This window comes from Streptomyces sp. 1331.2 (assembly GCF_900199205.1).
Taxonomy (GTDB): domain Bacteria; phylum Actinomycetota; class Actinomycetes; order Streptomycetales; family Streptomycetaceae; genus Kitasatospora.
This window is the reverse complement of the sequence record NZ_OBMJ01000001.1, coordinates 6,002,539-6,016,177: the sequence shown is the minus strand read 5'-3', so window position 1 is coordinate 6,016,177 and position 13,639 is coordinate 6,002,539. Positions and strand designations below refer to the sequence as shown.

Sequence of the window (13,639 nt, the reverse complement as noted above, 5' to 3'; positions counted from 1 at the left end):
GACCCGTGACATGTGAAATATTACCTGCGCTTCACCGACCCACCCATGCCCGAAGCACCCTCATCCCCCGGAAAGGACCGGTCAGTTGCGCAGACTGTCCGCGGCCCTCGCAGCCGCGCTCACCACGAGCGCGATAGCGGCCACCCTGCTGGGCACCCCCGCCCAGGCCGCACCCCCGACCCCCGTCACCGTCGCCGCGGCGGCGGACCCCGCCGAGCAGGGCGCCGAGGCCCCGCCCGCCCCGCTCGTCCCGCAGGAGCGCGAGCGCCAGTCGCTCCGCAGCAAGGCCCTGGAGCAGCTCAACAAGGGCGCCGTCGCCAAGACCGCCGACAAGCGGGCCCCCGCGAAGGTGAAGATCGGCAACGACTACGTCCAACTCGCACACCAGCGCACGGACAAGGTCTTCGTGATCCTCGCCCAGTTCGGCGACGAGGTGGACGACACCACCCAGTGGAACGGCCAGCCCCGCTACGGCGGCACACCCGGCCCGCGCCACAACCAGATCCCCCAGCCGGGCAAGGACGACAACCACACGCTCTGGTCGGCGGACTTCGACCGCTCTTACTACCAGAAGATGTTCTTTGACGACACGCCCGGCGCAGTATCGATGCGCAACTACTACCGAACCCAGTCCTCCGGCCGCTACGACGTCGAGGGCACCGTCAGCGACTGGGTCACCGTCCCGTACAACGAGGCCCGCTACGGCAGCAACAAGGGCCCACAGGGCTCCGGCGCCTGGACCCAGGCCCAGGAGTTCGTCCGGGACGCCGTGAAGGCCTGGTACGACGGCGAGATCGCCAAGGGCCGCCCGGTGGCCGACATCAAGGCGCAGCTCGCCCAGTACGACGTCTACGACCGCTACGACCACGACAAGAACGACGAGTTCAACCAGCCCGACGGCTACCTGGACAACGTCATCGTCGTGCACGCCGGCGTGGACGAGACCTGGGGCGGCGGCGCCCAGGGCGCCGACGCGCTGTGGGCGCACCGCAGTTGGGCCTTCCCGGACGCGACCGGGCAGACCGGCCCGGAGGGCGACAAGATCGGTGGCGCGCCCGTCGGCGACACCGGCCTCTACGTCTACGACTACGTCCAGGGCGGCGAGAACAGCGGCGTCGGCCTGTTCGCCCACGAGTACGGCCACAACCTCGGCCTGCCCGACCTGTACAGCACCACCGGCGGCGACAACAGCGTCAACTTCTGGTCGCTGATGTCCTCCGGCTCGTACCTGGGCAAGGGCCCCAACACCACCGGCGGCTACCCGGGCGACCTCGACGCCTGGAGCAAGCTGCAGTTCGGCTGGCTCAACTACGACGAGGCACAGGCCGCGACCCGCTCCAGCCACGCCCTCGGGGTGAGCAGCTACAACACCGACCAGGCGCAGGCCGTCCTGGTGCACCTGCCGGACGGCACCACCAGCACCGACCTCGCCGACCCGTACGAGGGCGCCAAGCAATGGTGGAGCGACACCGGCGACAACCTCGACAACTCCCTGGCCCGGGACGTCGACCTGCGCACCGCCACCGGGCCGGCCGCGCTGGACGCCGCCGCCTGGTACGACACCGAGCAGGACTACGACTTCCTGACCGTCGAGGCCTCCACCGACCAGGGCAAGCACTGGACCGCCCTGGGCGGCACCGTCGACGGCGCGCCGATCGGCAACACCAGCGCCAACACCCCCGGCCTGAGCGGAAGTTCCGGCACCTACCGAAAGCTGCACATCCCGCTGGACGGCTACCTCGGCCAACAGGTCCGGCTGCGCATCCACGCCACCTCGGACGGCAACACCCACGGCCGCGGCGTGCTGGTGGACGCCGTACGGGCGACCGCCGGCGGCACCGAACTCTTCGCCGACGGCGCGGAGAACGGGCTCAACGGGTGGACCGCCAGCGGCTTCACCGTCATCACCGGCCGCACCGCCGTCAAGCAGCACCCGCGCGCGTACCTCGCCGAGAACCGCCGCTACACCGGCTACGGGGCGTTCCTGAAGACCGGCCCGTACAACTTCGGCTACGGCGGCGTCGCGGGCAAGGCCAACGTGGTCGACAACTACCCGTACCAGGAAGGCGTCCTGCTCTGGCTCTGGGACACCTCGTACGGCGACAACAACACCAAGGACCACCCCGGCGGCGGGCTGATCCTGCCGATCGACGCCCACCCGACGCCGATCCGCTTCACCGACGGGACGCTGGTCAACGGGCGGGCGCAGACCTTCGACGCACCGTTCTCGCTCAAGCCGACCACACCGTTCACCCTGCACAAGGGCGGGGTCGCGGTGCGGATCCCGGCCGAGCCGGCCGTCCCGGTCTTCAACGACCACAGCGGGGTGTACGCCGACCCGGCGACGCCGCAGCTGACGGTGAAGGTGCCGGACACCAACACGAAGATCGAGGTCGTCCGGGAGTCCCAGGGCGGGCGGATCACCACCGTCCGGGTGGGCCCGGCCTCCTGAGGCGGTCGTGAGCAGGCCCCGGATCCCCTGACGAAGGGGATCCGGGGCCTGCTGCCGTGTGGCGCCCAGCCGGTCCGGCAATCGGCTGACCAGCGTTGATCCGGTCACGTCCGGTACGCTGGGACTTCAACAGAACTTGAAGTCAGGGAGAAGCCGAGGAGCCGCCATGAGCACCGCGCCGGTCGATCTGCTGAGCGTCGGCGAGGTGGCCCGACGGGCCGGGATCGCCACCTCGGCGGTGCGCTTCTACGAGGACCAGGGGCTGATCTCCTCCGAGCGGTCGGCCGGCAACCAGCGCCGCTACCGCCGGCACGTGCTGCGCCGGATCTCCCTCATCCTGGTCGCCAAACGGCTCGGCATCCCGCTCTCCGAGGTCGCCGAGGTCTTCACCGGCCTCCCGGAGGACCGGATGCCCGGCAAGCACGACTGGGAGCGCATCTCGCTGCGCTGGGCCGAGCAGCTGCGCGCCCGCCGGATCGAGCTGGAACGGCTGGAGGGCGAGCTGACCGGCTGCATCGGCTGCGGCTGCGTGTCGCTGCGCCGCTGCCGGGTGCTCAACCCCGGCGACGAACTGGCCGCCGAGGGCCCCGGCCCGCGACTGCTGCTGCCGGAGGAGTGACCACCCCGGCGAAAAGGTTGGAACCCGGTCGGACGCGGCCCTCGTAAGGTTCCCCGCCACGCCCGACCGGGGGTCTCTCAGCTTCCCGGTGTCTCCGGGAAGTGGCAGGCCGCCTGCCGGCTGCCCGGCCCGGCGATCCGCAGCAGCGGCCGCTCGGTACGGCACAGGTCCTGCGCCTTCGGGCAGCGCGGGTGGAAGCTGCACCCGGGCGGCGGGGCGGCCGGGCTCGGCGGGTCGCCGAGCAGCACGATCCGCTCCCGGGTCCGCTCCGCCTGCGGGTCCGGCAGCGGCACGGCGGACAGCAGCGCCCTGGTGTACGGGTGCGCCGGGCTGCCGTACACCTCGGCCTTGTCGCCGATCTCCACGATCCGGCCCAGGTACATCACCGCGACCCGGTCGCAGACCCGCTTGACGACCGAGAGGTCGTGCGCGATGAACACGTACGCCAGCCCGAGCTCCCGCTGGAGCCGTTCCATCAGGTTGACCACCTGGGCCTGGATGGACACGTCCAGCGCGGAGACCGGCTCGTCGGCGATGACCAGGCGCGGCGAGGTGGCCAGCGAGCGGGCGATGCCGATGCGCTGCGCCTGACCGCCGGAGAACTCGTGCGGGTAGCGGTCCAGGTGCTCGGGGATCAGCCCGACCAGCTCCATCAGCTCGGCGGCCCGCTTGCGCGCCGCCGCCGCGCTCTCGCCCTGGACCAGCAGCGGTTCGGAGATGATCCGGGCCACCGTCTGCCGGGGGTTGAGCGAGGAGTACGGGTCCTGGAAGACCATCTGCAGGTCCCGCCGGTGCGGGCGCAGCCGAGCCTGGGAGAGCCCGCCGATCTCGGTGCCGTCGAAGGTGACGGTGCCCGAGGTCGGGTCGAGCAGCCGGACGATCATCCGGCCGGTGGTGGACTTGCCGCAGCCGGACTCGCCGACCAGGCCCAGGGTCTCCCCCGCACCGACGTCGAAGCTGACGCCGTCCACCGCCCGGATCGGCGCACCGGGCCGCCCGGTGCGGCTGCGCCGGCCGGGGAAGGTCTTCACCAGGTCCCGTACGGACAACAAGGGTTCGGCCCGCACGGCCGGTTCGGTCGGCAGGTGTTCGGCCTGCCCGGTCGGTTCGGCCATCACAGCACCCCTTCCGGCACCAGCGGCAGGTGGCAGGCGGCCTGGTGGCCGGCGGCGAGCGGGCCGAGCACGGGGCGCTCGGCCAGGCAGCGGGCGTGCTCCTCGGCGGACGCGGCGGTGGTGCGGGCGCAGCGCGGGGCGAAGGAGCAGCCGGGGGCGGGGGCGATCAGCGACGGCGGGCTGCCGGGGATGGCCCGCAGCGGGGCGTCGTCGGTGTCGTCCAGGCGCGGCAGCGAGTCCAGCAGGCCGCGGGTGTACGGGTGCGCGGGCTGCGCGAACAGCCGGTCCACCGGGGCCTGTTCGGCGGCCCGGCCGCCGTACATGACCAGCACCTCGTGGGCGACCCGGGCGACCACGCCGAGGTCGTGGGTGATCATCACGACGCCGAGGCCGCGCTCCTGCTGGATCCGGGCGATCAGGTCGAGGATCTGCGCCTGGACGGTGACGTCGAGGGCCGTGGTGGGCTCGTCGGCGATCAGCAGGTCGGGCTCGCAGGCGAGCGCCATGGCGATCATGACGCGCTGGCGCATGCCGCCGGAGAACTGGTGCGGGTACTCGTCGATCCGGCGGGCCGGCTCCGGGATGCCGACCTCGGCCAGCATCTCCAGCGCGCGGGCCCTGCCCGCCTTGCGGTTGGCCTTGAAGTGCACCCGGTAGTGCTCGGCGATCTGCTCGCCGACGGTGTAGAAGGGGTGCAGGCTGGACAGCGGGTCCTGGAAGATCATCGCCGCCCGGCGGCCCCGGACGGTGCCCAGTTCCTTCTCGCCGAGCCCGTTCAACTCCTGTCCGTGCAGCCGGATCGAGCCGGTGACGGCGGCGCCGCGGTGCAGCCCCATGACGGCGAGCGAGGTGACGGACTTGCCGCTGCCGGACTCGCCGACCAGGCCGAGCGTGCGCCCGGCCTCGACGCTGAACGAGATGCCGTCCACCGCCCGGACCGTGCCGCGCGGGGTGTCGAAGGCGACCTTGAGGTCCTCGACCTCCAGTAGCGGAGCCATCAGTACCTCACTCTCGGGTCGACATAGGCGTAGAGCAGGTCGACCAGCAGGTTCGCGGCGACGATGAAGGCGGCCGCGAGCAGGGTGACGCCGAGGATGACGGGCTGGTCGGAGCGGACCAGCGCGTCGTAGAAGAGCCGTCCGACCCCGGGCAGGCCGAAGATCGACTCGGTGATGACGGCGCCGGCCAGCAGTCCGCCGAGGTCCATCCCGAAGATGGTCAGGATCGGCGTCATCCCGGAGCGCAGCCCGTGCTTGACGGTGACCGTCCGCGGCGGCAGGCCCTTGGCCCGGGCGGTGCGGATGTACGGCTCGGCCATCGCCTCGATCATCGAGTTGCGGCTCTGCCGGGCGTACATGGCCGCGTACAGCAGGGCCAGGGCGATCCACGGCAGCAGCAGGTTGGAGGCCCACGCGAAGGGGTTGTCGGTGAACGCGTGGTACGCCGGGTAGGGCAGCAGTCCGGCCGTCCTGACGACGCCCCAGATCAGCATGATCGAGGTGAAGTAGACCGGCAGCGAGGCGGCGCCCACCGAGAGCACCATCAGCGTCCGGTCGGTCGTGCTGCCCTTGCGCAGCGCCGAGGTGACGCCCGCGCCGAGGCCGAGGACCAGCCAGAGCACGGAGGCGCCGACGGCCAGCGAGACGGAGACCGGCAGCCGGTCGGTGAGCAGGTTCCAGACCGGCAGCGAGTACTCGTAGGAGTACCCGAGGCAGGGGAAGCCGCAGTGGGTGGCGCTCGGCCCGCTGCCGTAGTCACGCCCGGCGAAGATGCCGGTGAGGTAGCTGAGGAACTGTTCCCAGACCGGCTTGTCCAGGCCCATCGCCACCTTGACCTCGGCGATCCGCTCGGGGCTGCAGGTCTTGCCGCAGGCGGCCACGGCGGGGTCGGAGGGCAGCAGGTAGAAGATGGTGAAGGTGATCGCGCAGACGGCGAGCAGGATGCCGGCCGCGGCGAGCAGCCGGCGGCAGAGGTAGAGGATCACGACCGGCCTCCTCTGGGGTCGAGGATGTCGCGCAGCGCGTCGCCGAGCAGGGTGAAGGCGAGCACGGCGAGGAACAGGAAGGCCGTCGGGATCAGGAAGTACGTCGGGTCGGTCTCGTAGAAGCTGATGCTCTCGGCGATCATCTGGCCCCAGGACGGGGTCGGCGGACGGACGCCGACGCCGAGGTAGCTGAGCGCGGCCTCGGTGGCGATCATGCCGGGGACCAGCAGCGTGGTGTAGGCGATGATCGGGCCGGAGACGTTCGGCAGGATCTCCCTGGTGAGGATCCGCCAGGAGCGGGCGCCGCCGACCTTGGCGGCCTCGACGTACTCGCGGTGCTTGAGCGAGAGGGTCTGGCCGCGCACCACCCGGGCGATGCCGGGCCAGCCGAACAGGCCGATCACCAGGGTCATCAGGACGACCCGGTTGACGTCCTTGGCCACCGACATCATCGAGATCATGAAGATCAGGGACGGGAAGGACATGGTGAGGTCCATCAGCCGGGAGAGCACGGCGTCGGTGCGGCCGCCGAAGTAGCCGGCCGCGATGCCCGCCAGGGTGCCGACGACCACGACGACGGCGGTCGCGGTGAAGGCGATCAGCAGGGAGACCTGGCCGCCGTGCAGGACCCGGGCGAACAGGTCGCGCCCGGTGGCGGGTTCGACGCCCAGCCAGTGCCGGGTGCCGACCCCGCCGAAGTCGCCGATCGGCAGGCCGCCGAGGTACGGGTCCACCGCGCGCTTGTCGAACTCCTCGGGGGTCCAGCCGCCGAGGTCGCTCAGCGGGCCCGCCAGCGCGGCCAGCAGGACCAGCAGCGCGACGGTGACCAGGCCGAACCGGGCCGCGCCCTTGGCCCAGAGCTGGTCCCAGACCAGCCGCCAGGGCCCCCTCCCGGTGGGACCGGCGGCCGAGGCGGGGGCCGCCTCGACTGTGACTCCTCGCTCGGCGCCGGCGCGGCCTTCGGCGCCCGAGGGGGTGGTGGTACTCATCGGACGGTCCCTCAGCCCTGGCTCTTGGAGGGGTCCTTGAGGCCGATCGTGGCGAAGTCCCACTGACCGGTCCACACCGGGTGGCCGAAGGCGCCGGCGATGTTCGTCCCGGCCAGCAGCGGGCGGCGCTGCCAGATCAGCGGCACGGTCGGCGCCTTCTTCAGCAGGTCGTCGTTGAGCTGCAGCCACGCCTTGTTGGCCTCGGTGACGTCGGTCATCGCGCTGATCTGGTCGATCCGGTCCGAGGTGGCCTGGTCGCGGAACTGCTCGACGTTGCCCTGGTTGCCCTTCTCCTTGATGGTGCGGCCGTCGAAGACCATCGGCAGGAAGGTGGCGCCCGAGGGGTAGTCCGGACACCAGCCGAGGATGGCCAGGTCGGGCGCGTTCTTGGTGTCGCCGATGGTGTCGTAGTAGACGGACGGGTCGGCGGTGGTGATGGTGACCTGGATGCCGACCTTGGCCAGCGACTGCTGCAGCGCCTCGGCCCGGGTCTTGTCGCCGGAGGAGACGGTCAGCGAGACCTTCAGGTCGGTCTTGCCGGCGTCCTTGAGCAGCTGCTTGGCCTTCTCGACGTCGCCGGTGGCGGGGATCTTCAGGCTGTCGACCTTGGTTCCGCCGGTCAGCGCGGGCGGCAGGTAGGAGGTGGCCGGGTCGGCCATCGCCGGGCCGCCGTTGGCGGTCACCTGCGCGTCGCGGTCCACCGCGTACAGCAGCGCCTCGCGGACCTTCGGGTCGTCGAAGGGCGCCTTGGAGGTGTTGGGGTAGAGCATGTCGGTGCAGCCCTGCTGCTCGGCGATCAGCCGGTTCTTCACGTCCGGCTTGGGCAGCACCTTGGCGATCGACTCCGGGCGCAGGCCCATCCACTCGACGGTGGAGGCGTCCGCGCCCTCGCTCGCGATGATCCGGTCGTCGACCTGGCCGCCCTTGAGGCCCTGGGTGACCACGATCTTGTCCGGGTAGGCCTTGCGGACCGGGTCGGTGGACTGGTCCCAAGCGGCGTTGCGGACGAGCACCAGCTGCTTGCCGCGGTCGTAGGTCTCGATCTTGTACGGGCCGGAGGAGAACGGCCGCAGGTCGTACTGGGTGCCCTTGTCCTGGGACTGCGGCACGGGCGCGAAGGTCGGCAGGGTCGCGGTGTACGAGAACTCGGCGACCGGACGCTTGAGGTGGAAGACGATCGTCTTGTCGTCCGGGGTCTCGATGCCGGCCAGGTGCTCGCCGGTCAGCGGGCCCTTGTAGTTCTCGCCGCCCGCCAGGTACTGCTGGGCGTAGTCGGGGCCGCCGGTGAGGTCCGGGGCGAAGGAGCGCTCGACGTTGTACTTGATGTCGGCGGACTTGATCGCCGTGCCGTCCTCGTACTTGACGCCGTCCTTGAGGGTGAAGGCCCAGGTCTTCCCGCCATCCGAGGAGCGGCCGAGGTCGGTGGCGAGGTCGGGGACGATCTCGCTGCCGGCGGCGCCGGGTTCGGCCTTGAAGGTGACCAGGGTGCGGTAGAGCAGCCGGATGCCGAAGTCCATGTTCGGCATGGTCCAGTTGCGGGCCGGGTCGAGGTGGGCGAAGTCCTGGTTGGACAGCACGGTCAGGGTGCCGCCCTTGACCGGGGTGCCGCCGACGATGGATCCGGACGCGGCGCCCGGGGCCTGGGTGCTGCCGGCCGTGGTGCTGCCGCCGCTGTCGCTCTTGTCGTTCTTGCAGGCCCCGAGGCCGAGGGTGAGGGTCGCCGCGAGGGCCGCCGCGAGGGCGGCGTGGGTGCGCCTGGTCATGTTGCAACTCCGCTGTGGGGGGCCTGATCCGGCCGCTCCGCTGTGTGACCCGTAACATAGTAATGTGAAATTGCACTGCACAAGAGGTGACGCCACCCGTTACCGAGCTGTGTCCGTGCCCACGACCGTGCCGCACATCTCCCCAGCCCCGCCTAGGAGTTCACCGGTGACCACGCCCCCGACCGGCCTCAACACCGGGAGTCACGACCTCCCGGTCTCCCCCGCCCTCGCCGCCTTCATGGGCACCCAGTGGGCCGCCACCCCCCTCCCCGCCGACCTCCGCGTCCCCGGCCACCACCACTTCCCCGGCCGCCGCGCCCGCCTCTCCGCCGCCTTCCCCGGCGAACGGCTGATCGTCCCGGCCGGCCGGCTCAAGGTCCGCTGCAACGACCTGGACCACCGCTTCCGCCCGCACAGCGCGTACGTCTGGCTCACCGGACTCACCGGCGAGGACCAGGCCGACCACGTCCTCGTCCTCGAACCGGCCGGCCCCGAAGGCCACGAACCCGTCCTCTACCTGCGCCCCCGCTCCCCGCGCGACGGCGGCGAGTTCTACCGCGACCGCCGCTACGGCGAGTTCTGGGTCGGCTCCCGCCCCGACCTCGCCGAGGCCGCCCGGCTCACCGGGGTGCGCACCGAACACCTCGACGACCTCGACACGTTGCTCTCCGGCCCGCAGCCGCCCACCCGCGTCCTGGCCGGCACCGACGCGCGGGTGGACGACGCCACCGGACGGCCCGGCGCCGGCACCGCCTCGGACGGCGAACTCGCCGCCGTCCTCTCCGAGTTGCGCCTGGTCAAGGACACCTGGGAGGTCGAGCAGCTGCAACTCGCCGTCGACCACACCGTCACCGGCTTCGAGGACGTCGTCCGCGCCCTGCCCACCGCACTGCGCCACCACCGCGGCGAACGCTGGATCGAGGGCGTCTTCGACCTGCGCGCCCGCGCCGAGGGCAACGGCACCGCCTACACCACCATCGCCGCCTCCGGCGCCCACGCCTGCGTCCTGCACTGGATCCGCAACGACGGCGCCCTCGACCCGAACTCCCTGCTCCTGCTGGACGCCGGCGTCGAAACCGACACCCTCTACGCCGCCGACATCACCCGCACCCTCCCGCTCTCCGGCACCTTCACCCCCGTCCAGCGCCAGGCCTACGACCTCGTCCTCGCCGCCCAGAGCGCCGGCATCGCCGCCCTGCGCCCCGGCGCCCGCTTCCGCGACTTCCACCGCGCCGCCATGCGGGTCATCGCCGAAGGCCTCGCCGACTGGGGCGTCCTGCGCATCCCCGCCGAACAGGCCCTCGCCGAGGACAACGGCCTCTACCGCCGCTACACGCTCTGCGGCAGCGGCCACATGCTCGGCCTCGACTACCACGACTGCGCCAAGTCCCGCGCCGACCGCTACCTCGACGGCACCCTGGAGGAAGGCATGGTCCTCACCGTCGAGCCCGGCCTCTACCTCCAGCCCGACGACGAAACCCTCCCCACCGAACTGCGCGGTCTCGGCATCCGCATCGAGGACGACCTCGTCATCACGCAGGACGGCGCCCACCTGATGTCGAGTGCCCTCCCCCGCACCGCCGACGCCATCGAGTCCTGGATGGCCACCCTGCTGAGCTGAGGAGGGGACCGGAGCGGACGATCAGGCCACCTCGGTGACTTCGACCTCGCCGCCGATGGCCGCGGCGTACGCCCGCAGGTTGTCCCTGCGAGCGACAACGCGCCCCGCCCGGCGCGCGCCGGGCGCTCTACCCCCGCGCGCTGCTCCACAGGTCCGCGACGATCTGCTCCGCCGGGCCGGAGCGGGCCAGGTGGTGGGCCGTGCCGGCCCAGAGGTGCATGGCGGTGGTGTCTCCGCGGCGGGCGGCAGCGGCCCGCAGGGGGGCAGTGAGGTGGTGAACCTCGGGGTAGGCGGGCGGGGCGTACGGGCCATGGCGGTCGATGAAGGCGTTGCGCAGGCCGCGGGCGGGGCGGCCGGTGAAGGCGCGGGTGACGGTGGTCTCCGGGAGTTCGGTGAGCGCCGCCCGGTGGGCGGCCGAGGCGCCGGACTCGTCCGAGCGCAGCAGCGCCGTCCCCAGCTGCACCGCGACCGCCCCGGCCCGCAACGCCGCCGCGATCGCCGCGCCGTCCCCGAGGCCGCCGGCGGCGATCAGCGGCAGCGCCGTCACCGCCCGTACCGCGGGCAGCAGTCGGAGCAGCGGCAGCTCCCCCGGCAGGTCCGCGGCGCGGTGGGTGGCCCGGTGGCCCCCCGCCTCCGGGCCCTGCACGCACAGCGCGTCCATCCCGGCCGCCTCTGCCGCCCGCGCCTCCTCGGGCGTGGTGACGGTCCCCACCTGCAGCGTCCCGGCCGCCCGGAACGCGGCCGCCTCCTCCGCCGTCGGCAGCCCGAAGGTGTACGAGACCACCGGCACCGGGTCGGCGAGCAGCGCGGCGAGCTTGGCGTCCCAGTCGTCCCGGTCCGGCCCGATCTCGGCCGGCAGCTCCACCCCCCACCGTTCGGCCTCGGGCCGCAGCCGCTCGCGGTAGGCGGCCACCGCCTCCCCGTCCCCAGGAGGGGCGGGGACGAAGAGGTTCACCCCGTACGGCCGTTCGGTCGACTTCCGCAGCAGCGCGATCTGTTCGACCATCGCCGCGGCGCTGCGGTACCCCGCCGCGAGGAACCCCAGCCCGCCGGCCCGGTTCACCGCGGCCGCGAGTTCCGGCGTGGAGGCGCCGCCCGCCATGGGCGCGGCGATCACCGGCACGGCGAGCGTTTCGAGGGCGGGACGGACGGCCATCGGTGGCTCCTCACGCTGCTGCGGGTACGGACGGCGTCCTCAGCCTACGCGCGGCGGATCAACCCCCGCCCGCGCGCCTCCCGCACCGCCGCCGTACGCGAGTCCACCCCCAACTTGGTGTAGATGTGCACCAGATGGGACTTCACGGTGGCCTGGCTCAGGTGCAGCCGCTGGCTGATCTGCTGGTTGGTCAGCCCGTCCGCGACCAGCCCCAGCACCTCGGTCTCCCGCGCGCTGAGCGCCGCCGCGGGCGTCCGCATCCGCTCCAGCAGCCGGTCGGCGACGCTGGGCGCCAGGGCCGAGCGTCCGGCCGCGGCGGCCCGGACGGCCTGCGCCAGTTCCTCCGGCGGCGCGTCCTTCAGCAGGTAGCCGGTCGCACCGGCCTCCAGCGCGGGCAGGGTGTCGGCGTCGGTGTCGTACGTGGTGACGACCAGCACCCGCGGCGCGCCCGCCCGGGCGGTGATCGCGGCGGTGGCCTGCGCCCCGTTCATCGCCGAGCCGGGCCCGAACTGCAGGTCCATCAGCACCACGTCGACCTCCGGCCCGGCTGCCAGTTCGACGGCCCGCTCGGCGGTCGCGGCCTCCGCGACGATGGTGAAGTCCGGCTCGCTCTCCAGCACGGCGCGCAGCCCGGCCCGCACCACCGGGTGGTCGTCGGCGATCAGCAGCCGGATCACGGCGCCACCTCCGGGCTGGGAGCTTCGAGCCCGCCCGGCCCGACCGCGCCGACCGGCAGCTGCACCGCGACCGCCGTGCCCTCCCCCGGCGCCGACTCCACCGTGAAGCTCCCGCCGAGCGCCCGGGCCCTGGCCCGCATCGAGGGCAGCCCGAACCCCCCGTCCCCGCCCGCGCGGCCCGCGACCGCCGCCGGATCGAACCCGGCCCCGTCGTCGAACACGTCCAGCGCCACCTCGCCCTCCATGTAGCTGAGTGTCACCTCGGCCCGCGCGGCCTGCGCGTGCCGCACGGTGTTGCCGAGCGCCGACTGCGCGATCCGCAGCAGCGCCACCTCCTGCGCCGCCGGCAGCCGCACCGGGTCACCGGAGAGGTGCAGCTTCACCGGCAGGCCGGACTGCGCCGTCGTCGTCGCGCACAGCCGCTCCAGCGCGACCGGCAGCGAGTCGCCGTCCAGCGCGGGCGGGGTGAGCGCGCGGACGAACCGCCGGGCCTCGTCCAGGTTGTCCTGGGCGGCCTGCCGCGCCTGCTCGACGTACCCGGCGGCGGCCTCGGTACGCTCGGGCAGGGCCCGCTGGGCCGCCCGCAGCAGCAGCTGGATGGAGCTGAGGCTCTGCGCCAGGGTGTCGTGGATCTCCCGGGCCAGGCGCTCGCGTTCGGCGAGCACTCCGGCCGTGTGGTGGGCGGCGGCGAGGTCGGCGCGGGCGGCGGTGAGTTCGTCGATGAGTCGGCGCCGCTGCTCGCTCTCCCGGTACAGCGCCTGGTAGCCGAGCACGGTGGCGGTGGCGACGGCCGCGCCGAGCGCGGGCCCGATCGAGGCGGCGAGGCTGAAGCTGTGCTGGTGCCAGGACCACGCGGCGATCGCCCCGGCGGCGGTCAGGGCGACGGCCACCGGCCCGCCGCGCCGCCCGAGCAGGTGCAGTTCCAGGAAGTACAGCGGGAAGGCCAGCCAGACCCCGTCCTGGGTGGCGAGCAGCACGCCCGCCCAGGTGACCCCGAGCAGGGCCAGCCAGAGCGCGGCCGCCCGGCGCGAGCGGCGGACGGCGGCCAGCTGCGGCCCGACGGCGTAGGCGGCTCCCATCGCGGTGGCCGCGGCGGCGACGGCGGCCGGATCGCCGCCGGGCCCGGTACCGCCGGCGAGGACGGACCGGGCGACGGCGAGCACGAGCAGGCCCGCCACGAGCAGGTGCAGGCAGACCTGGAGGACGCGGGCGACGGGGGTGGTGCGGGATCGTTCGGTCGCCATCCCTCCAGCCTAAGTTCCG

At 72.9% G+C, this 13,639-nt stretch carries 11 protein-coding genes; 3 read left to right on the top strand and 8 right to left on the bottom strand.

What is annotated here, in order from left to right; translation table 11 throughout:
* Positions 1 to 85 precede the first annotated feature (85 nt).
* On the top strand, positions 86 to 2,452 hold the full coding sequence (locus tag CRP52_RS26090) for an immune inhibitor A domain-containing protein (RefSeq protein ID WP_097238618.1): 2,367 nt from the start codon (positions 86 to 88) through the stop codon (positions 2,450 to 2,452).
* A gap of 166 nt (positions 2,453 to 2,618) precedes the next feature.
* On the top strand, positions 2,619 to 3,071 hold the full coding sequence (soxR, locus tag CRP52_RS26085) for a redox-sensitive transcriptional activator SoxR (RefSeq protein WP_097238617.1): 453 nt from the start codon (positions 2,619 to 2,621) through the stop codon (positions 3,069 to 3,071).
* A gap of 77 nt (positions 3,072 to 3,148) precedes the next feature.
* Here the strand turns inward: soxR and CRP52_RS26080 are convergent, their stop codons facing one another.
* From CRP52_RS26080 to CRP52_RS26060, 5 genes are read right to left on the bottom strand one after another with little or no spacing between them, the layout of a single operon-like run.
* A complete protein-coding gene (locus CRP52_RS26080) occupies positions 3,149 to 4,186 on the bottom strand; it encodes an ABC transporter ATP-binding protein (protein ID WP_097238616.1) in 1,038 nt (345 codons plus the stop codon).
* Positions 4,186 to 5,184 (bottom strand): ABC transporter ATP-binding protein, encoded by a 999-nt coding sequence (locus CRP52_RS26075; RefSeq protein WP_097238615.1) that lies wholly within the window; start codon positions 5,182 to 5,184, stop codon positions 4,186 to 4,188. Before CRP52_RS26075 ends, CRP52_RS26080 begins: the two co-directional genes overlap by 1 nt.
* Positions 5,184 to 6,170: an ABC transporter permease gene (locus CRP52_RS26070; RefSeq protein WP_097238614.1), complete on the bottom strand. Its 987-nt coding sequence runs from the start codon at positions 6,168 to 6,170 to the stop codon at positions 5,184 to 5,186. The genes CRP52_RS26075 and CRP52_RS26070 overlap by 1 nt, the downstream gene beginning before the upstream one ends.
* The gene (locus CRP52_RS26065) at positions 6,167 to 7,159 is read right to left on the bottom strand and encodes an ABC transporter permease (RefSeq protein ID WP_097238613.1); all 993 of its coding nucleotides are present in this window, start codon (positions 7,157 to 7,159) and stop codon (positions 6,167 to 6,169) included. The genes CRP52_RS26070 and CRP52_RS26065 overlap by 4 nt, the downstream gene beginning before the upstream one ends.
* A gap of 11 nt (positions 7,160 to 7,170) precedes the next feature.
* Positions 7,171 to 8,922 carry an ABC transporter substrate-binding protein gene (locus CRP52_RS26060; protein ID WP_097238612.1) on the bottom strand — a complete coding sequence of 584 codons (1,752 nt, stop codon included), beginning with the start codon at positions 8,920 to 8,922 and terminating at the stop codon, positions 7,171 to 7,173.
* Between the two features lie 166 nt (positions 8,923 to 9,088).
* On the opposite strand from CRP52_RS26060, the gene CRP52_RS26055 reads away from it, so the two are divergent.
* The gene (locus CRP52_RS26055; RefSeq protein WP_257032863.1) at positions 9,089 to 10,543 is read left to right on the top strand and encodes an aminopeptidase P family protein; all 1,455 of its coding nucleotides are present in this window, start codon (positions 9,089 to 9,091) and stop codon (positions 10,541 to 10,543) included.
* 127 nt (positions 10,544 to 10,670) lie between these two features.
* Here the strand turns inward: CRP52_RS26055 and CRP52_RS26050 are convergent, their stop codons facing one another.
* Genes CRP52_RS26050 through CRP52_RS26040 form a run of 3 tightly spaced genes read right to left on the bottom strand, consistent with a single transcriptional unit; the run spans position 10,671 to position 13,620 of the window.
* A complete protein-coding gene (locus tag CRP52_RS26050; protein WP_097238611.1) occupies positions 10,671 to 11,699 on the bottom strand; it encodes a nitronate monooxygenase in 1,029 nt (342 codons plus the stop codon).
* Between the two features lie 44 nt (positions 11,700 to 11,743).
* A complete protein-coding gene (locus tag CRP52_RS26045) occupies positions 11,744 to 12,376 on the bottom strand; it encodes a response regulator transcription factor (protein WP_097238610.1) in 633 nt (210 codons plus the stop codon).
* Positions 12,373 to 13,620 carry a sensor histidine kinase gene (locus CRP52_RS26040; protein ID WP_097238609.1) on the bottom strand — a complete coding sequence of 416 codons (1,248 nt, stop codon included), beginning with the start codon at positions 13,618 to 13,620 and terminating at the stop codon, positions 12,373 to 12,375. Before CRP52_RS26040 ends, CRP52_RS26045 begins: the two co-directional genes overlap by 4 nt.
* Between the last annotated feature and the right edge of the window lie 19 nt (positions 13,621 to 13,639).